The sequence below is a fragment of the Bartonella sp. MF74HXZ genome (genome assembly GCF_042194445.1).
GTDB lineage: Bacteria > Pseudomonadota > Alphaproteobacteria > Rhizobiales > Rhizobiaceae > Bartonella > Bartonella grahamii.
This window is the reverse complement of sequence record NZ_JBHIMW010000007.1, coordinates 20,451-40,478: the sequence shown is the minus strand read 5'-3', so window position 1 is coordinate 40,478 and position 20,028 is coordinate 20,451. Positions and strand designations below refer to the sequence as shown.

The 20,028-nt window shown below is 37.3% G+C and carries 13 protein-coding genes; 9 read left to right on the top strand and 4 right to left on the bottom strand.

What is annotated here, in order from left to right; all coding sequences use genetic code 11:
• The first annotated feature begins 1,060 nt into the window (after positions 1-1,060).
• Positions 1,061-1,195, top strand: a complete 135-nt coding sequence (locus ACFIJ8_RS06930) for a hypothetical protein (protein WP_375639264.1) — start codon at positions 1,061-1,063, stop codon at positions 1,193-1,195.
• A 311-nt stretch (positions 1,196-1,506) separates the two neighbouring features.
• On the opposite strand, the gene ACFIJ8_RS06925 is transcribed toward ACFIJ8_RS06930, so the two are convergent.
• Genes ACFIJ8_RS06925 through ACFIJ8_RS06915 form a run of 3 tightly spaced genes read right to left on the bottom strand, consistent with a single transcriptional unit; the run spans position 1,507 to position 4,893 of the window.
• A complete protein-coding gene (locus ACFIJ8_RS06925; RefSeq protein ID WP_273788096.1) occupies positions 1,507-3,171 on the bottom strand; it encodes an electron transfer flavoprotein-ubiquinone oxidoreductase in 1,665 nt (554 codons plus the stop codon).
• 3 nt (positions 3,172-3,174) lie between these two features.
• Positions 3,175-4,095 carry an electron transfer flavoprotein subunit alpha/FixB family protein gene (locus ACFIJ8_RS06920; RefSeq protein ID WP_375639263.1) on the bottom strand — a complete coding sequence of 307 codons (921 nt, stop codon included), beginning with the start codon at positions 4,093-4,095 and terminating at the stop codon, positions 3,175-3,177.
• Positions 4,096-4,146: 51 nt separating this feature from the next.
• On the bottom strand, positions 4,147-4,893 hold the full coding sequence (locus ACFIJ8_RS06915; protein WP_375639262.1) for an electron transfer flavoprotein subunit beta/FixA family protein: 747 nt from the start codon (positions 4,891-4,893) through the stop codon (positions 4,147-4,149).
• Positions 4,894-5,407: 514 nt separating this feature from the next.
• On the opposite strand from ACFIJ8_RS06915, the gene ACFIJ8_RS06910 reads away from it, so the two are divergent.
• The 3 genes from ACFIJ8_RS06910 (at position 5,408) to ACFIJ8_RS06900 (ending at position 8,138) form a co-directional block, all read left to right on the top strand.
• The gene (locus tag ACFIJ8_RS06910) at positions 5,408-6,226 is read left to right on the top strand and encodes a hypothetical protein (protein WP_375639261.1); all 819 of its coding nucleotides are present in this window, start codon (positions 5,408-5,410) and stop codon (positions 6,224-6,226) included.
• 179 nt (positions 6,227-6,405) lie between these two features.
• On the top strand, positions 6,406-7,326 hold the full coding sequence (locus ACFIJ8_RS06905) for a sulfite exporter TauE/SafE family protein (RefSeq protein WP_015856288.1): 921 nt from the start codon (positions 6,406-6,408) through the stop codon (positions 7,324-7,326).
• A gap of 2 nt (positions 7,327-7,328) precedes the next feature.
• Positions 7,329-8,138 (top strand): TIGR02186 family protein, encoded by an 810-nt coding sequence (locus ACFIJ8_RS06900; RefSeq protein WP_375639260.1) that lies wholly within the window; start codon positions 7,329-7,331, stop codon positions 8,136-8,138.
• Between the two features lie 22 nt (positions 8,139-8,160).
• On the opposite strand, the gene ACFIJ8_RS06895 is transcribed toward ACFIJ8_RS06900, so the two are convergent.
• A complete protein-coding gene (locus tag ACFIJ8_RS06895; protein WP_026500288.1) occupies positions 8,161-8,442 on the bottom strand; it encodes a DUF6460 domain-containing protein in 282 nt (93 codons plus the stop codon).
• A 1,098-nt stretch (positions 8,443-9,540) separates the two neighbouring features.
• Between ACFIJ8_RS06895 and ACFIJ8_RS06890 the strand changes: the two genes are divergently transcribed.
• The 5 genes from ACFIJ8_RS06890 to ACFIJ8_RS06870 all read left to right on the top strand — a co-directional run bounded on the left by ACFIJ8_RS06890 (position 9,541) and on the right by ACFIJ8_RS06870 (position 18,621).
• A complete protein-coding gene (locus ACFIJ8_RS06890) occupies positions 9,541-11,166 on the top strand; it encodes an ABC transporter substrate-binding protein (RefSeq protein WP_375639259.1) in 1,626 nt (541 codons plus the stop codon).
• A 924-nt stretch (positions 11,167-12,090) separates the two neighbouring features.
• Positions 12,091-13,722 carry an ABC transporter substrate-binding protein gene (locus ACFIJ8_RS06885; protein WP_273788090.1) on the top strand — a complete coding sequence of 544 codons (1,632 nt, stop codon included), beginning with the start codon at positions 12,091-12,093 and terminating at the stop codon, positions 13,720-13,722.
• 831 nt (positions 13,723-14,553) lie between these two features.
• Positions 14,554-16,185, top strand: coding sequence for an ABC transporter substrate-binding protein (locus ACFIJ8_RS06880; RefSeq protein WP_375629893.1), 1,632 nt, complete (start codon positions 14,554-14,556; stop codon positions 16,183-16,185).
• Between the two features lie 401 nt (positions 16,186-16,586).
• Positions 16,587-18,017, top strand: a complete 1,431-nt coding sequence (gene xseA, locus ACFIJ8_RS06875) for an exodeoxyribonuclease VII large subunit (protein ID WP_273788088.1) — start codon at positions 16,587-16,589, stop codon at positions 18,015-18,017.
• Positions 17,995-18,621 (top strand): DNA-3-methyladenine glycosylase I, encoded by a 627-nt coding sequence (locus ACFIJ8_RS06870; RefSeq protein WP_015856295.1) that lies wholly within the window; start codon positions 17,995-17,997, stop codon positions 18,619-18,621. Before xseA ends, ACFIJ8_RS06870 begins: the two co-directional genes overlap by 23 nt.
• The last annotated feature ends 1,407 nt before the right edge of the window (positions 18,622-20,028 follow it).

Here is a 20,028-nt window from a genome sequence, read left to right as displayed (position 1 = left end):
ATCTCATCTCATCTCATCTCATCTCATCTCATCTCATCTCATCTCATCTCATCTCATCTCATCTCATCTCATCTCATCTCATCTCATCTCATCTCATCTCATCTCATCTCATAGTCAATTAATCAAAATCATTTTCGTGCATTTTGAAGCCTTCTCAAAGCAAAGATTATTGCATCATTGGGGCTTGCAGAGAAAATGACGCTGTTAGCTTGTACTTTTTATTTCGTAAATATGGAAGTGTTTGTTCACAGGAGTACGTTATACTTTTTTTGAATAGTGTCGCAAAATAATTGTTCGATATGTGTTAAGAGCTATCTCTTAAAAACAAGCCCATGAATGAACAACACAAGTCTGTTTTAATTTTGGATGCCTTATTTTTCTGAAGGATATGCTCCCATAAAAAACGTAAGTAATAAAAGCAGGGGCAATTTGTGGTTTCTTCTTTTTAAAAGATATTGTGATGCTTTTGAAAGTTCTAAAACCGAATGGATAGATGATAGTAAAGAGGAAAACAGGTTTCTCTCCTTTCAGATTTCATATTCTTGCTAAATGAAGCTGTATTTTCGTTTCAGAGATTAATCAAATAGAATACGCAATATTTTTGCTCTAACTACAAAAGCTGGAACGGCGCGCAGAGCTTTCATTTACCTTAATCTTTCTTTTAAATATACTACTTGTGTTAAATTTGGATGTTGATTTACAAGAAACAGCGAATGCACAAGCTTTATAAGAAAAACAACCCTATAAAACGCGTCATAGAGTGGTCATGAAAGCTATTTTGGCTTTTTATCAGATGGTTTTGCTAATAGCGATAGTTTCCATGGTTTGGCATCTGCTTATTCTTACGGTGTTTGTACATATTCATTGCAGTATATTGGTAAAGGTTAGATGCAAGGCGATTATCCTTGATGAAAAAATAAAAGGTCAATGTGATATTAAAGATTTTTTCGTGTCATTATTAGTAGAAACATTGAAATAGCTTGAACAAGCATGCTCTTTATCTCGTTATCTCGCAATGTTTTTTCTACATTTTTCTGTGGTTATCTTTAGTGAGCATTACTTGGCAAAGTGTAAGAGAAAAAATAAACTTGAAGCGCATCTTCATGGGTTTTGTTCTTGGCTAGTTAAAACAATTGATGTTTCTTATGAGGGGGCTAAAAGCATTTTGGATCATGTAGGAGAGGGGGCAAAGTAGAGCGGACTTATTTTCCTTCAGATTTTAGAGAAGCGTGGCTGTTTCTTTATCGCAGAATTGCCAAGATATATTCATTATTGTTTTGTCATTTAGATAAAAAATTTTTGATAAAAATATGTTATGTTTTGCTATTGAAAAAAGTCATGCGGTGGGGAGAGTGTTTTATATGAAAATAGAGTCCTTTTTACATTGTGAAAGAACGTATGCAGGAAGGGGATTGATAGATTTCTGATCTGAGGGAAATATTTTTATTTATTACGTTTTGTATATTTCAATTTTAGGAGAGTGAACAATGATTATACATTGGGGCATTACATATTGGGATAGAAGGGGCCCTCATTGCCTTGCGGACAGGTCCAAGTGATATTTTGGTTCGGATCTTTGATATCGCATGTTTTACAATGTATGCAATTTGAAGCGTTGATAATATAAGTCAGATGATCATTATACTCTAGCCACTCGTAGACAGCGGCGGGGCAATAGTGTGTGGAAGGTGCCCCATAGATTGCATATTCGGAGTCTTTTTGTTTTCTTAATGAGGTTATTTTTAAATGGCAAGGTTGATTTTCTTCATGGTGCGTATTGGAAAGGGCAACACTTGAAAGGCGATCAAAGGTTACAACACCATCTGGTTTTGGATAAGCAATGGGTTGAAATTTTTCTGCTGGTTCAAGATATGCATAATCTTCCTTTTTGTGGGGGAGTGTTTTAAATAAGGAAAATCCGAACAGCTGTTGCCACCACATATCAAAACCGGCAAGTTTAATTCCATATTTTGTCCCATATTGTGCCCAGAGCGGTTTGGCATTTCTCACTTTATAAAGATCTTTGCCAATGGGACCTTTTCGCCACTGTTCTTCGATTTCTTTGACCTCATCATGGGCACGTCCTTGCGCGAGAGCGGTAGCGATTTTATCGGCAGCTAATATGCCAGATAAGATGGCATTGTGTGAGCCTTTGATACGAGGAACATTGACAAAGCCAGCAGAGCAGCCAATAAGTGCTCCACCAGGAAAGGTGAGTTTTGGTACAGATTGCCAACCTCCTTCGCTGATAACACGTGCACCATAGGAAAGACGTTTTGCACCTTTGAAGATTTCATAGAGTTTTGGATGTGTTTTAAAACGTTGAAATTCTTCAAAAGGAGAAAGATAAGGATTTTTGTAATCTAAGTGCACAACAAAACCGACAGAAATGACATTGTTTTCTTGGTGATAAAGAAAGCCACCACCACCGGTATTATTGTCTAAAGGCCAACCCGTGAAATGTTGCACTAAACCGCGTTGGTGTTTATGGGGATCAATTTCCCAGAGTTCTTTGAGGCCAAGACCAAATTTTTGTGGTTCACGATTTTTGCTAAGGTTGAAATGTTTTATCAGTTGTTTTGCAATTGAGCCGCGTGCTCCTTCCGCAATCAGAGTATATTTTGCCAATAAAGCCATACCAGGCATATAATTTTTTCCAGGGGTTCCATCTTTGTTAAGCCCCATATCACCGGTGAGAACACCAATGATAGCTCCGTTATCTTTTTGGATGATAGGCTCTGTTGCTGCAAAACCAGGATAGATTTCAACACCCAACGCTTCAGCTTTTTTGCTTAGCCAGCGGCAGACGCTTCCAAGCGAAACGATATAACATCCGTTATTTGATAAGATTCTGGGATGCAAAATATTGGGCAATAGTGTCGCTTTTTGAGGCTTTAGAAAAAAAAATTTGTCTTGGGTGACGGGGGTTGTGAAGGGATGGTCGTTGTCATTTCTCCATTCTGGTAAGAGTGTATCGATACCAATGGGGTCAACAACTGCGCCCGAGAGAATATGTGCACCAACTTCGGTCCCTTTTTCAACAATTGTGACAGAAAGCTCAGGATTAATTTGTTTAAAACGAATTGCGGCAGAAAGCCCTGCAGGTCCTGCTCCGACAATGACTATATCAAACTCCATACTTTCACGTTGGTCATGCAGAGGTTCTTTCATGGCTTATAAAGCTTTCTCCAATTCTGGAATAATTTGGTGGAGATCACCTACAAGGCTGTAATCGGCAATTTGCATGATGGGAGCTTCTTCATCTTTATTAATGGCAACAATAATTTGTGCATCCATTATACCTGCTAAATGCTGGATTGCACCGGAAATGCCAACAGCGATATAGAGTTCAGGGGCAACGACTTTTCCTGTTTGTCCAATTTGCCATTCATTGGGGGCGTAGCCTGCATCAACTGCTGCGCGGCTGGCACCTAAAGCGGCATCTAATTTGTTTGCAAGAGGAAGAAGAAGTGCCATAAATTGTTCTTGAGAACCAAGACCACGCCCGCCTGATATAATAACACGTGCAGAGGTAAGATCAGGACGATCACTTTTGTTGGTTTCTTCTTTTACGAAAGAAGAAAGATTTGGATTGGGAGCTGGTGTTATTATTTTAATGGGAGCAGAATTATTTTGGGAAGGCGTTGGTGTGAAAGAAGCTGTGCGAACTGTTATAATTTTTTTATGAGCATTGGTACGGACAGTTTCAAGTACATTGCCTGCATAAATGGGTCGTTTGAAGGTATCAGGTGAAAGAACGGCGGTAATATCTGAAATTTGCACAAGATCAAGAAGGGCTGCTACGCGTGGCATCACATTTTTTCCAGTGCTGCTGGATGCAGCCATGATCACATCATAATCATTTGCTAACGTGAGAATTGTATCTGCCATAGGCTCGGCAAGTTGATGGGCTAAATAGTCTGCTTTTGCAATAAGAACTTGCCGCACACCATTAAGTTTAGCACTATTTTCCGCTATCGTTTGAATTTTTTCTCCGCAAACCAGAATATCGATATCATTACTGAGTGCGCGTGCAGCGGTGAGCGCTTTTGCTGTTTCTTCTGTATTATGATCAGCCAATAAAAGAATTGCCATAAGTTTTTGCCCTTTTATGTGAGTGTTGCTTTTACTCTAGTGGTGAGAATATTAAATGCAGTTCTTTTGTTTTAGCGCACTGACAAGCTCTACTACATTCGCCACTTTAATACCGGGTTGACGGGGTTTTGGCTCTTCAACGCTTAAAATTGTTAAGCGTGCTTCCGTATCGATGCCAAGATCAGAAAGAGATTTTTGTTCAATGATTTTCTTTTTTGCTTTCATGATATTGGGGAGAGAGGTGTAACGCGGTTCATTGAGCCGTAGATCGGCAGTCATAACCATGGGAAGGGGAAGACAAAGAGTTTGTGTTCCATTATCAACTTCACGAGTAACTGTAGCATGCCCATTTTCTATGTTAAGATGTGAAGCGAAAGTTGCCTGTCCCCAACCAAGAAGAGCTGCGAGCATTTGTCCTGTTTGGTTGCTATCATCATCAATTGCTTGTTTTCCTAAAAAGACCATATCGGGTTTTTCTTCATCAACAATAGCTTTGAGAACCTTAGCAATTGCTAAGGGTTCAAGTGTTTGATCTGTTGTGACAAGAAGTGCGCGATCAGCGCCCATTGCAAGTCCTGTTCGTAGAGTTTCTTGGGCTGCTTCTGGGCCAATTGAAACAAGAAGAACTTCTGAAATTTTACCGGATTCTTTCTGGCGAATAGCCTCCTCCACGGCTATCTCATCAAAAGGATTCATAGACATTTTTACGTGAGACAGATCAACACCTGTACTATCGGGTTTGACGCGTATCTTGATGTTATAATCAACAACACGTTTGACAGCGACAATTATCTTCATAATGATCCTCTTTGTTTGTATGACCACAAGTTTATAGCAATACTCATAAGAAACCAAATTGTTTAGAATGAAGTCTCATTTATAACCTGTGTTATCTTTCATATAAGCTTTTTTTACGTTTACTTGTACTTTCTCGTCGTTATTTTCAATCTTCATATTTTTGCATTGCTATAATTGCCTTATTTGCTTGAATAAAAAGTAAAAAAATCAATCTGTCTTGTGAGAATATTCTTTTTTAGTTTCTTATGCTTTGTTTATGATGGTGCAATAGGTCCTTTATACAATGAAAAATTAAGTGAAAAAGATAAAAATGGGGGAATGTTTTTGCTCTTCAAATCTTGAAGACAGAAAAATTAAAGATCTGTCTTTCAAGTATTTTGGATAAAGATTGGGGAAAATATTTCTAACAAAAAAGTTTTTAGGACTTCTTAAAGCTCTATTTACTAAAATAGAGCACACTTTCTCATCATTTGTTACGATTCTTTTCAAAAAGGTTAATGAGGGGTAGGCGTTTGTGAATACGAAGGGTCATACGATCGATCAGGCGACCAATCAGGTTAAGAATGGTAAATTCTTTTCTTTTGTTGAACAGAAAGAAAGAATGGATACTTCTGTAGAAGTAACGATGTCGGATATTGCTCAAAAATTACGCACCGTTTATACGCAAATGCAAATGAAGCATCCGCCCCGTTCTTTGATGCAGCAGAGTTCTGTAGAAGAGCATTTTAAATCTTACTTAGATGATATTAGTCGAGCCATTTTGGCTGAACATTATATACGTCGTCAAAGAGAAAAAAAGCTTTTTGAGTCTTTAGAGCAGATTAAAACAATTGTTAAAAGTTTGCAGAGTGAAAAAAAAAGCTTAGAAGAAGAAGCGGTAACACGACGGGTATCTCGTTCAAAATCACCTGATTCTGTTGTACAAAAACTTGCTCATATGGAATGTCAGGAAAATCAAGAACGTTTATTCCTTCAAAAGATGCAAAATTTTTCAAAACAAAACGGTATAATTCCACTCCAAACAAATGTTGAAAATACGTTGCAGCAAGAAAATAGAAGTTCTTTGCCCAGTGATGCTCTGAAACCTTCTTTTAAAAAGGATGAGGGAGTAGTGAAGCGTGCTGTGATAGAAGAAAAGGGTATGATGGATGTTCAGGTATCTAATCATTGCAGTGAGAATGATTTTTCTTCTTTAAAGGCGCAGTCTCGGGAACATGTCTCGTTTTTATCTTATTTGGTAAAAAAAAGTGTTCTTTGTTTTTTAACCGTTGTATTTGTGGTAGCGATAACGTTATGTCTTTATAGCTTTTTAAAAGGAGCTCGTTTTTTTTAATTTGTATGATGTTGATGTTAATAGATGTGAAATGTATTGCGCATTCGTGTTTGTACGAAAGCTATAGCAACTAGAATTATTCTTTTAAACACGCAACAAAGATTATTGGAAAAGAGGATAATTGGAGAAGGATTCTCTAATTGTTAAAAAAACCTCAGATTATCTTGAAGGTTCTGTAAGTGAGTATTTATTTACCAATTGCTGAAATGTCACTCAATATGCTGATCTTGATTGGTATGGGAGTCGTTGCTGGTTTTTTTTCAGGCCTTTTTGGAATCGGTGGTGGGTTTCTCATCACACCGTTATTGATTTTTTATAATATTCCTCCTGCTATTGCTGTTGGAACAGGTGCTAACCAGATGATTGCGTCATCTGTAACAGGAGCAATTACACATTTTAGAAGACGTACGCTCGATATTAAACTTGGTATTCTTTTAGCGATTGGAGGAGGGGGTGGTTCTTTAATCGGGATTCAGGTTTTCTCTGTTTTGAAAAAGTTAGGTCAATTAGACTTAATGATTTCGCTTCTTTATGTGATTCTTCTTGGAAGTGTAGGAAGCTTAATGATCGTTGAAAGTTGGTATGATATGATGCGCAAGCGTAAGGCAGGAAAAGCCAATATTCGTCTTGCTGGTCGACATAACTGGATTCATCGCTTACCCTTAAAAATGCGTTTTCGGACATCTATGATATATGTTAGCATTATTCCAGTTTTAGGGATTGGTCTCATTGTGGGGTTGTTGTCTTCTATTATGGGAATTGGTGGGGGGTTCTTTATGATACCAGCATTGATTTATCTTCTGCGTGTTCCAACCAGTGTGGTGATTGGGACTTCACTTTTTCAGATTACATTTGTGTCTTCTTTCACGACAGTTTTGCAAAGTATGACTAATCAGTCCGTTGATATTGTCTTGGCTTTTTTGTTAATGCTTGGAGGAAGTATTGGTGCGCAATATGGAACAAGGGCTGGACGGAAGTTAAAGGCTGAACAATTGCGTATGGCGCTTGCATGTTTAGTATTGATTGTGTGTATGCGTCTTGCTTTTCAATTATTTATACGCCCTGATAATCTTTTCTCTCTGGATATTCTTATGAGATAAAAATGGGTAGATTATTTTCTTTATACATCATTACAGGTTTTTTTTGTTTTATTTCTTTTTCTACATGGTCACACGTTGGGACGCCAGCTACATCCATTGATCAACTTGACCACGAAACTGTCCAAATTATCGTAACAACGAATACGATTACTGTGGATGCAAATTTTGCTGGTCGTGATCTTTATATTGCTGGTGTTTTGGAAAATATTGATCCGTTATATTCTCGACAAAACCGTTATGATATTGTTGTAAGCTTGGAGGGACAAGATCGGACAATGGTGATGCGAGAAAAAAAACGCAATGCCGGTGTATGGGTTAATACAGATTCTCTTATTTTTAAAAAGGTTCCTCTTTTTTACTCTATGGTCACAACACGTGAAATTGACGATATTACGAGCATTGAAGATTATAAACGCTTGGGGTTAGGATTGCTCTATTTTCCATTACAGACGGATGAACAAGATCAGAAAAAAATACAAAGCTTTCGCGATGAACTTATAAAATTGCAAAAAGCTAAAAGCCTTTATTACGAGGAAGTAGGTGGTGTTCGTTTTGGTTCTGACACACTGTTCACAGCACATTTTCGTTTGCCAGCAAATATTCCTGTTGGACATTATAAAGTTCGTGCTTATCTTTTTCGTGATGGACAGTTTATTGATAGTACAACAACGACTCTTGAAATTGTTAAAGCACATATCGCTTATACAATTTTTTATGCAGCGCACAAGTATCGTTTTTTATATGGTATTGTTGCAGTGATTATTGCTATTACTACAGGATTTTTATGTCGTTTGATTTTTCGAAAAGATTAGCGCAAGGAAAATGTTAAGGCTTTTATTTTTTATGAAAAATTCGTAAAATAAGAAAAATAGGTACAACAACAATAGCTCCCGTCATAGTTATATGAAAGAAATTTGTAAGCGTTATAAATCCTGCTTTCCATAGTGATTGAAAAAAATCTACTATTCGTTGTATGAGGTTTCGAGGTGTCCATCCCAAAAAATTCATTACGATGCCAATGAAGAATGAAAGGATAAGCAATTTTAGACTAGCACGGTTTAATGTTCCTCCAAGAAACGCATGAGAAGAATTTAACAACTTTTTCTTTCGGTTCATTTTAATATACTTTCGAAGATCGTGTTTTTTATTATATTATCATAGTACAGCGATGTTACTAGCATAAAAGAAAAACATTTTTTATTTTTTCTTACTTTTTTAAGTTCACTACCTTAGTACTGGTGTAATAACAGTGCTGTTTTTTGAAATATACGCGTATTTTATTGCATTTTCGCGATATTTTCAGGGCGCTTCATTTCATTAAATGAAGGGATATCCTTTTGTTGCTGAGAATTTGTAGAGAAATTTTATAACGTTTCGATATTCCGCGTCAGGGTGAGAGTTTTTGTTCGTTGAAGATTTTGTAACCGACTTATTATTGTTGTGTATAGAAATAATATTTCAAGACAGTTTACTTAAAAAAAGACTATCTATTCTGATAATGGTGTGCTTATATAGGTATTATATTTAGGTATTTCAACCTTAGTCATTGAAAAGATTTTTTTCTGAAAAAATGCAAGCAATGAATTGAGTGTTGTTAAAGGAGCAAAGGTATTTAAAATACAATATTGAAAAAAGCTTTGTTATGTACGGATGCGTGAGGGAATGTCAGAGGTTTGTGGTGCCCGTACTCCTTTTATTTGGAAATAAGATATAATGAGAAGCTGTTATTTAGTGGGGAATTATGGAAAAATCCAAAATTCCTTTTGCAGAAGGGGTAGAGGTGGTTGATGTTGGGCGATGGGCAAATTTTTCTGTTTTGTTGAAATATCAAATTATTATGAAGGCTCTTTGTTATTAAGGTTTTTGAGCTAACTGGGGGTTGTCCTTTGATGGCATAAAAACGCTAGAGTAAAGAAGAGCTGAGCTTGTCCGACAAGAGAGAAGAAGTCTTTGTCTTATAGCCTTCAATGGTAGACGTTGTAATATCATCAATAATTGGTGATGGGTTATGTCATTCATCATATATTAGATTGTTTTTCGGTGCATATTCAGGGGTTGGTTTGTAACTATGGGCAGGAGGAGTGGTTGATAAGTGATGTTATTTGAAAGTTTTAATACTTTATCTCTCAGAGCCTATGGTTTGTCTAATTTTATTATTTTGCACATTCTTGTTGCGTGGGGAATTTATACAATAAACTTTAAAAGGAAAAGTCTATGAACTTAAAAAGAAAAATATTGAAAAGTAGCGGATCTCTTGTTGCTGCTCTTATTGCACTGGGAGTAGTTGTACAACAGGTTTCAGCAAAAACACCGGCTGATACCCTTGTGATGGCTTGGAATCTTGATGCAATCAGTACGTTTGATCCTGCGCAGCTCACGGATGTTTATGGAAGTGAAATTGTTCGCAATGTTTGTGATAACTTAGTCAGTACAGCGACAGACGATCCTGCTAAAATGGTTCCCGCTTTAGCAACACATTGGGATGTTTCAGGTGATGATCACAGTACGGTGATTACTTTTCATTTGCGCGATGGTTTAAAGTTTAACGATGGTAGATCAGCCAATGCCAATGATCTTGTTTGGGGTATGAGGCGGGTTGTCAAATTGAAGATGGGTAATGCGGCAATTTTTAATGAATATGGAATTACAGAACAAAATGTTGATGATGCTTTGCAAGCTGTTGATGAAAAAACAGTGGTAATGAAATTTGATAAGCCTTATCCAGCAGAGCTCATTCTGAATAATATTGTTGCAAGTCCTGCAACAGCTTTGCTTGATCGTAAGACGATCATGAAACACGAAAAAAATGGTGATTTGGGAAATCAGTATTTGAAAACTCATGCTGCTTGCGTTGGTCCTTATCAGTTAAAAAGTTGGCGCCCTGGAGAAGCGATTTTATTGCGTGCAAGCTCTCATTATTGGGGAGAAGCACCTAAACTAAAGCAGATTGTAATTCGCCATGTTGCGGAGCCTGGAACACAGCGCTTGTTGTTGCAAAAACATGATATTGATGTTGCTCGTAATTTGACACCTGAAGATCTGGCAGATTTGCAAAAAACAACAGATGTTAGAATCAAAGAAGTGTTAGAACCATCCATGATGTATTGGGGATTCAATACGACGAATCCGATTTTTGCTAAGGAAAAAGTGCGCTTAGCGATGCGTTATCTTATAGATTATGAAGGTTTTGGCAAGAAGCTTCTCAAAGGGATTGGTATCCCACGGGCAAGTTTTATTCCTCTTGGCAATCTTGGGGCTTTGGATGAAAAAGAAGGGCAACCCTTTAAGCTTGATATTCAAAAAGCCAAGCAGCTTTTGGCAGAGGCCGGTTATCCGAATGGATTTGAGGCAAATTTTCTCGTATCAAACACTCCTTATACTTTATTACTTGCTCAGTCACTCCAAGATAGTGCTGCGCAGGCGGGTGTGCGTCTTAAAATTGAACGATTGGCAGGTACACAGTTGTTTTCCAAACTTTATGCTCGGGCTTTTGATACAATTTTTGTTGGATGGAATAATGATTCTGCGGATCCTCATACAATGGCTTCACGTCTTGTTTATAATCCAGATAATCGGTTTGAGGCAAAAAATACAGCTTATCCTAGTTGGCAGCATGGGTATTTTGATGCCAAGATGAATCAAAAAGTTGAAGAGGCGTTGTTTCAAAAAGATCCGCAAAAACGGGCGCAAATATATGCTGATTTACAACGTGAACTTATGCAAAAAGGACCTTATGCGTTTATTTATCAGAAATATGGCGTCGTCGCGATGACACCGGATATCAAAAAGTGGGTTTGGAATAGTGCACCGCATATTTTTTATAGTAAAATTGAAAAATAAGCGTGTCTTCAATACTGTTCAATAGATGAAGGACATTGTCATGATATATTCGGCGTATTGTATAAATTTTCAAGCTTTGCAATACGTCGAAGATTATAGGTAATGCGTGATATACTGTTGAATGTCTTTTTAAGACATTCGTTTAAAGGGATTTTTCATTCTCATTAGAGGTGTATTGGTGTGGATGTTAAGATTGAATATTTCAATTTCTCTGAATTGAAAAGTGATCAATTTATTTGTTAAAAAACTGAATGTAACATAAAAAAACTAAGTGTAACAAATGTCATGGAATTTAGTAGTGCTAAAGGTGCAAGGTTGTTCGATGTTGAAGGAAAGTTTTCTTATGGGTGGGTACACAAGGAATTCAGTTTTTATGGTGTTCATATTTTCTTTTGCTTTGAAAGATGATGAGATACCAAATGGAGGGTGTTATTTTACGGGGAGTGATGAAAAACAATCAAATTTCCTTTTAAAGAAGGAATAAAAGTCGTTGCACTTGGCAAACTAACGAATTTTCCTGTTTTATCAAATCATCAAATTATTATGAAAGCTCTTTGTTATTAAGGTACTTGAGCCGAAAGGGCTAGTGCTTTGATGGTATGCAAAACGCCGGAAGAAATAAGAGACAAGCTTGCTTAACAAGATAGAGAAAAAATATTGGTTTTATAGTCTTCAATAGTAGGCGTTATGATATCGTGGATAAGCTCTGTTGTTGGTGAGCGTTCATTATATATCAGAGTGTTTTCCTTTGTATGTTTTGGTTTGGCTTATAAGTGTAGGCAGGAGGAGTCATTGGCAAGAGGTGCTTATTCTTGAAGATTTTAAAGCTTGGTCTTTAGGAGCCTATAGTTCGTCTAAACTTAATTATTAAGCACGTTTTGCTGCATGGGGAATTTATACAATAAACGTTAAAAGGAAAAGTCTATGAACGTGAAAAGAAAAATATTAAAAAAGAGCTGTTCTTTTGTTTCTGCTGTTCTTGCAATGGGGATTTTTGTGCAACAAGTTTCAGCAAAAACACCTACCGATACGCTTGTAATGGCTTGGAATCTGGATCCAATAAGTACATTTGACCCTGCACAACTCAATGACCGTTATGGAATTGAAGTGGTTAACAATATTTGTGATAATTTGGTCGTTTCTGCTACAGATGATGCAGCTAAAATGGTTCCTTCTTTGGCAAAGAGTTGGGATGTTTTAAGTGATGACCAGAGTACGGTGATTACTTTTCATTTGCGCGATGGTTTAAAGTTTAACGATGGTAGATTAGCCAATGCCAATGATCTTGTTTGGGGTATGAAGCGGGTTGTGAAATTGAAATTGTCCAATGCGGCAACATTTAATGAATATGGGATTACAGAACAAAACGTTGATGAGGCTTTTCAAGCACCGGACGACAAAACGGTGGTGATGAAATTTGATAAACCTTATCCTGCAGAGCTCATTCTTAGCAATATTTCCACTAATCGCACTGCTGCCTTGCTGGATCGTGAGACACTCATGAAAAACGAACAAGATGGCGATATGGGAAACCGGTATTTGGCAAGTCATTCTGCTTGTGTTGGTCCTTATCAGTTAGAGAGTTGGCGTCCTGGAGAAGCTCTTTTATTGCGTGCAAGCTCCAATTATTGGGGGGAAGCGCCTAAACTGAAGAAGATTTTAATTCGCCATGTTGCGGAGCCTGGAACGCAACGTTTATTATTGGAAAAACACGATATCGATGTTGCACGTAATCTGATGCCAGAGGATTTGGCAGATCTCCAAGCAACAACGGATATTAAGGTTGAAAAAGTGTTGGCGCCCTCCATGATTATATGGGGTTTTAATACGACGAACCCTATTTTTGCTAAGGAAAAAGTGCGTTTAGCGATGCGCTATCTTATTGATTATGAAGGACTCAGTAAGACCCTTCTCAAAGATGTTGGTATTCCCCGTGCAAGTTTTATTCCTCTTGGTAATCTTGGGGCTTTAGATGAAAAAGAAGGACAACCCTTTAAACTTGATCTCCAAAAAGCAAAGGAACTTTTAACAGAGGCAGGCTATCCGGATGGTTTTGAGGCCAATATTTTTGCAGGGGCATCTCCTTATCCTTTTGCTTTACCTATTGCTCAGTCCCTTCAAGACAACGCAAAAAAGGTTGGGGTACATTTTAAAATTGAACGTTTTGTAGGTACGCAGTTGTTTTCAAAATTTTATGCGCGTGGTTTTGATACGATTTTTTTCGGATGGAATAATGGCTCTGCGGATCCCCATACAATGGCTTCACGACTTATTTACAATCCAGATAATCGGTTTGAGGCAAAAAATACAGGCTACGCTAGTTGGTGCCATGGGTATTTTGATAAAAGTATGAATCAAAAGGTTAAGGATGCGTTGTTTGAAAAAGATCCCCAAAAACGCGTGCAAATGTATGCTGATTTGCAACGTGAATTTATGCAGAAAGGACCCTATGCTTTTATTTATCAGACATATGTTTCTGTAGCGATGACACCTGATGTCAAAAAATGGGTTTGGAATAGTGCACCACGTATTTTTTATAGTGCAATTGAAAAATAAGAAGGTATCAGGTTTATAAAATATAAAAAACATGATCATGATATATTTGACGTATTGCAAAGTTCTTAAATGCTTTGCAATACGTTGAAGATTGTGAATAATAGAGGATATATTGCTGAGTGTCTTTGCAAGATTTCTATTAAGGGATCTTTCATTCTCATTAAAGATGTGCTTGCTTGGATGTTTAAAACTTAATATTTCAACTTCCATGAATTGAAAAGAGATCAATTCATTTGCTGAAAAAATTAGTACAACAAATGTTGTGGTATTTAGCATTGTTAAAGGAGCAAAGACTTTGCAATGTTGAAGAAGAGTTTTGGTGTGGAGGCAAAGAGGAATATCAGTTTTTTATGATGCCTATGTTATGTTTCCTTTTGTTTTGAAAGATAACACTCCGCAATTGGGGTATTATTTTATGGGGAGTGATGAAAAAATTCAAATTTTCTCTTGAGAAGGAGGGTAAATGATCAATTTCAGCAAATTACAATTCATTCAAAATCATCAAAATATCAAATTTTTATTGAGGCGCTTGAAGTAACCGGAGGTGGTGTTTTCGCGACACTTTTTAGAAAATCAAAAAAGAAATTTGAAGCAAAAGGTCTGATTGATAAAGCAAAAGGAAACTTTGCCTGATATGTCCCAAATTGTAAGCACTGTGATATCTCCAACAGATGCTGTTATGCCTAATACCTTCGTTTTATATCAGATCGTTTTCTGTTGAGTTTTTAATTTTATTTCGAGGAGGTATGTTTTCTAAGTCTAATCTTATTATTTCTTGCACGTTATTGTTGCATGGAGAACTTATACAATAAATTTTAAAAGGAAAAGTCTATGAACTTGAAAGGAAAAATATTGAAAGGGAGCAGTGCTTTTGTTTCTGCTGTTATTGCACTGGGGATTTTGGTGCAACAAGTTTCAGCAAAAACACCTGCCGATACGCTTGTGATGGCTTGGAATCTTGATTCAATAAGTACATTTGATCCCGCACAAATCAATGACCGTTATGGTAACGAAGTTCTTGTCAATGTTTGTGATAATTTAGTTGAACCAGCTAAAGATGACGCAGCTAAACTTGTTCCCTCTTTGGCGAAGAGTTGGGATGTTTTAAGTGATGATCAGCGTACGGTGATTACTTTTCATTTGCGTGATGGTTTGAAGTTCAATGATGGTCGTCCTGCGAATGCCAATGATCTAATTTGGAGCATGAAGCGGGTTGTTAAATTGAAGATGGCTACTGCGGCGACATTTAATGAATATGGTATCACAGAACAGAATGTTGATGAGGCTTTTCAAGCACCGGATGAGAAAACGGTGGTGATGAAATTTGATAAACCTTATCCAGCAGAGCTTATTCTTAGCCATTTTGCCACTAGTCGTACTCTTGCTTTGCTTGATCGTGAGACACTCATGAAACACGAAAAAAATGGTGATATGGGAAACCGGTATTTGGCAAGCCATTCTGCTTGTGTTGGTCCTTATCAGTTAGAGAGTTGGCGCCCTGGAGAAGGGATTTTATTGCGTGCAAGCTCCAATTATTGGGGTGAGGCGCCTAAATTGAAGAAGATTTTAATTCGCCATGTCGCGGAGCCTGGAACACAACGTTTATTGTTGCAAAAACACGATATCGATGTTGCACGTAATTTGATGCCAGAGGATTTGGCAGATCTCCAAGCAACAACCGATATTAAAGTTGAAAGAGTGTTAGAGCCATCCGTGATCATATGGGGGTTCAATGTGACAAATCCTATTTTTGCCAATGAAAAAGTGCGTTTAGCGATGCGCTATCTTATTGACTATGAAGGACTCGGTAAGACTCTTCTCAAAGATGTTGGTGTTCCACGTGCAAGTTTTATTCCTCTTGGTAATCTTGGGGCTTTGGATGAAAAAGAAGGACAACCCTTTAAACTTGATCTTCAAAAAGCAAAGGAACTTTTAACAGAGGCAGGTTATCCAGATGGTTTTGAGGCCAGTATTTTTGCTGGTACTTCTCCTTATCCTTTTGCTCTGCCTATTGCTCAGTCCCTTCAAGACAATGCAAAAAAGGTTGGGGTACGTTTTAAAATTGAACGTTTTGTGGGCACGCAGTTATTTTCAAAACTATCTGCACGTACTTTTGATACGATTTTTTTCGGATGGAATAATGATTCTGCGGATCCTCATACAATGGCTTCACGCCTTATTTACAATCCTGATAATCGGCTTGAGGCTAAAAATACAGGCTATGCGAGTTGGTGCCATGGGTATTTGGATGAAACTATGAATCAAAAGGTTCAAGATGCGTTGTTTGAAAAAGATCCCAAAAAACGGGCGCAAATGTATGCTGATTTGCAACGTGAATTTATGCAGAAAGGACCCTATGCTTTTATCTATCAGACGTATCATACTGTAGCTATGACACCTGATGTTAAAAAATGGGTTTGGAATAGTGCACCACGTATTTTTTATAGTGCAATTGAAAAATAAGAAGGTATCAGGTTTATAAAATATAAAAAACATGATCATGATATATTTGATGTATTGCAAAGCTCTTTAACACTTTGCAATACGTTGAATTTTATCGGGAATGGATTACTATGTTGTGTAGAGAATTTTATTTCAGGAGTTCTTATGAAAGATGTGTTTGTGTGGATGTTAAGATTGAATATTTTAACTTCTATTGATACAGCTTTCGGATGGAATAATAACTCTGGAGATCCCCATACAACGGCTCCAAGCTTTTTTATAACTCGGATAATCAGTTTGAAATTCGAAATATAAGCTGTTCTAGCCGGTGTTATGGATATTTTGATGAAGCTATAAATAAAAATTTTAAAGATTGTGTTGTTTCAAAAAGATTCACAGAAACGGGCGTAAAGAATTGAAAAATGGTAAGTTTGTTTAGTGAAAAAACAGGTGTAACAAATGTGGCAGAATTTACTGTTTCCGAAATAGCAGGAGCTCTAAAGCGTGTTGTTGAAGAAAAGTTTGGTTATGTACGGGTGCGTGGGGAGATATCAGGTTACCGTGGTACTCATGCTTCAGGACATGCTTATTTTGCTTTAAAGGATGATAAGGCACGGTTGGAAGCTGTTATTTGGCGTGGAGTGATGGAAAAGCTCAAATTTCCTCCTGAAGAAGGGATGGAAGTGGTTGCTGTTGGTAAACTTACAACTTATCCAGGGTCATCGAAATATCAAATTGTCATTGAGGCTCTTGAACCAACGGGGGTTGGTGCTTTGATGACACTTCTTGAAAATCGTAAGAAAAAGTTTGTGGAAGAAGGCTTATTTGATGAAGCAAAGAAAAAACCTTTGCCTTATATGCCTCGAATTATAGGCGTTGTAACATCACCAACAGGTGCTGTTATTCGTGATATTATTCATCGTATATCCGATCGTTTTCCGTTACATATTTTGGTTTGGCCTGTACGTGTTCAGGGGGAAACAAGTGGGAGAGAGGTAGCTGTTGCTGTTGAAGGTTTTAATGCTCTTGCTCCAGGAGGACTTATTCCAAAACCTGATCTTATTATTGTTGCACGGGGAGGGGGAAGTTTAGAAGATTTGTGGGGTTTTAATGACGAAGCTGTTGTTCGTGCTGTTTATGCCTCTGCTCTTCCCGTTATTTCTGCTGTTGGGCATGAAACGGACTGGACTTTGATTGATTATGTCGCTGATTGGCGTGCTCCAACTCCTACAGGAGCTGCAGAAAAGGCTGTTCCTGTTAAGCTTGATCTTGAAGTGTGTGTTGCGTCTCTTGGGGCACGTTTGCGCAAGGGACTTGTACGTTCTTTTGATTTTCATCAACAAAAGTTGCGTGCAGCCAGACGTGGTCTTCCCACTGTCGACCAACTTTTTGCTCTACCACGGCGTGGTTTTGATGAAATTTCAAATCGATTACAGCGTGCTCTTTGTGTGAGCTACGATAAAAAATGTTTTTCTTTTCATACTCTTCGTTTACGTCTTTCGCTACGTTTGTTAAATAGTGAAAAAGCACAACGCAATACAAAGGAATATACGGCGCGCCTTCATCGTGCTTTTGTGCGTAGTGTGGAAAAACAACGTGCTCAAATGGAGCTTGCATTCAGACTTTTAAAAAGCACTTCTTATCAGAATATTTTAGAGCGTGGTTTTGTTTTGGCTTTGGGGCAAGATAATAAGCCCGTTAAACGGTTGACTCAGTTTCCTGAAACAGGGCAAATAAATTTACGCTTTTTTGATGGTGATATCAGTGTTGCAATACAAGAACCTGTTTTTTCTAAACGTTCAAAACACAAGCAGATAAAGCCGCCAAGCGATGATCAAGGAACTCTCTTTTAATACGGTTAATGCCATGCTTGCGGAAGGTCTTCTTAAGGGAGTGGATGGAAAAGTTCGTTGCGCATGGGCTGGAACGGATCCACTTTATTGTGCTTATCATGATAACGAATGGGGAAAACCTGTTTTTGAGGATATCTGTTTGTTTGAAAAAATTTGTCTTGAAGGTTTCCAAGCGGGACTTTCTTGGTTTACAATTTTAAAAAAACGCTCTTTTTTTCGCATTGCATTTGATCACTTTGACTTTGAAAAGATTGCTCATTATGATGAGTTAAAGGTGAAAATGTTAATGCAGAATAAAGACATTGTTCGCCATCAAGGAAAAATTCAATCAGTGCTTAATAATGCACTTAGAGCACAGGAAATTATAACAGAGTGGGGGAGCTTGTCCCGCTATTTTTGGTCTTTTCAGCCACCACAATCAGAGCGTTATGAAAAGATAGACTTTCAAACACTGTCGGCTCATCCTACAACCCCTGCTTCTCTTCGTCTTTCTCAAGACTTGAAGAAACGTGGCTGGACATTTATTGGTCCCACAATTTGTTATGCTTTTATGCAGTCCGTAGGGATTGTTAATGATCATCTTGAAGGATGTTTTTGTCGATAAATTAGCCAACGTTCTTTTGTAAGGGTAATGATCAATAGGATAATAATTGAATTGTTTAATAAATGTATAGATTATACAACTCCACTGTATAAGATAATTAAAATATATAAACTATACAATATCAATGATTTCCTACTATTGTTGGCACTCAAAACGATAAAGGTATAATTTTGAAGATGAAAAAACAGATGCAAAAAGGAGTGATACCTTAACTGTCATGTATCTGAAGTGAGATAATGGTAATGTCTTGTATGTTTTAAAGAAACACCTAGTGTACCAAAGCCCATTTTGCGACGCAGCCCATGAATGGTATAATAATCAATCCATTGTGCACTCCATCTTCACGCTTATGAAGGAGCAAATCAGCACCATCACACACTTTACGAGCGTTCAATGTTGTGCAACAGCCCTTGGCATTTGAAATGGTTCAGAAGAGGTGTTTTTATTTTTGTTAATGACATGAGCGTTATAATAAGTAGTGAATATTTTATTCATGTTTATTGACGAATGCAAAGTGGTTTTTAGAGGGCGTGCTGTTGTTGCATTGTTATATTTTACTTTGGTTGTATGGTAGTTGGTTTATTTGTGTGTAGGTCGATTGTCCAATACTTACCTAGGCAATAAAAATAAAATGCAGCGATGAAAAATTGAAGTTAAATGACTCAAGCTGCTTGTGTTGGGTTTTATTATCTGATAGTTTTCTTCTATTAGAGGGTGATCTTGCCGCGTGTGCGCTCCAATAATTTTTGGGAAGATGATTAAGCTCAGGCAGGCTTGTATCCACTACATTGCTTAGTTGAATCTCTGTATGTTTCTGCTGGAAACAAGAGTTTTGTTTCAGTGTATTGTTTTCTGTTCTATTTTTATAGTGGTAAAGCAATAATGCACACTAAAGTTTAGAAGGATTTATATTCGTTATGTCTTTGGGGGGTAGTCTAATGAATTTTGTTTTTATCAGTAGAGAAGTGCATTTTAATGTGTATTCTTTTATTGCAAGCTTTATCTCTCAAAAGACAAAGCTTGAAAGTGCTGCTTCTTCTCATTGTTCCTTTGTTTTCGTTAACATGTTTGGTTTTGTTGGTAAAAACGTAAAATTTTTGACACTTGGGTTTCAAAAGATTAAGCAGATTTTTGTGGGGGGTAGAGTTTTAGAAAAGATCTTTTCTTGCTCCTTTCTACTGTTTTAGTGCAGTTTTGATCATGTAGTAAAGATGCGCCGCGTCTTGAAATTGAGTGTTTGAGGAGAATGACGATTTTTAAAGGTTGCATATTTTATTTTAAATACCGCCTAAAGGAATAGAATGGTGAATTCATAAATTTTTGCGCAATGATTTTTTTAAAAGCTTACCATTTTGGGGGCTACAAGGCTTATCGTTTTGATGATTAATGGGGCTGGTATACGGCATT

Coding starts and splice junctions, on each gene's coding strand:
- ACFIJ8_RS06890 (WP_375639259.1), top strand. CDS start 9,541: ATGAACTTAAAAAGAAAAATATTGAAAAGTAGCGGATCTCTTGTTGCT.
- ACFIJ8_RS06895 (WP_026500288.1), bottom strand. CDS start 8,442: ATGAACCGAAAGAAAAAGTTGTTAAATTCTTCTCATGCGTTTCTTGGA.
- ACFIJ8_RS06925 (WP_273788096.1), bottom strand. CDS start 3,171: ATGAAAGAACCTCTGCATGACCAACGTGAAAGTATGGAGTTTGATATA.
- ACFIJ8_RS06900 (WP_375639260.1), top strand. CDS start 7,329: ATGGGTAGATTATTTTCTTTATACATCATTACAGGTTTTTTTTGTTTT.
- xseA (WP_273788088.1), top strand. CDS start 16,587: ATGGTAAGTTTGTTTAGTGAAAAAACAGGTGTAACAAATGTGGCAGAA.
- ACFIJ8_RS06885 (WP_273788090.1), top strand. CDS start 12,091: ATGAACGTGAAAAGAAAAATATTAAAAAAGAGCTGTTCTTTTGTTTCT.
- ACFIJ8_RS06880 (WP_375629893.1), top strand. CDS start 14,554: ATGAACTTGAAAGGAAAAATATTGAAAGGGAGCAGTGCTTTTGTTTCT.
- ACFIJ8_RS06915 (WP_375639262.1), bottom strand. CDS start 4,893: ATGAAGATAATTGTCGCTGTCAAACGTGTTGTTGATTATAACATCAAG.
- ACFIJ8_RS06870 (WP_015856295.1), top strand. CDS start 17,995: ATGATCAAGGAACTCTCTTTTAATACGGTTAATGCCATGCTTGCGGAA.
- ACFIJ8_RS06920 (WP_375639263.1), bottom strand. CDS start 4,095: ATGGCAATTCTTTTATTGGCTGATCATAATACAGAAGAAACAGCAAAA.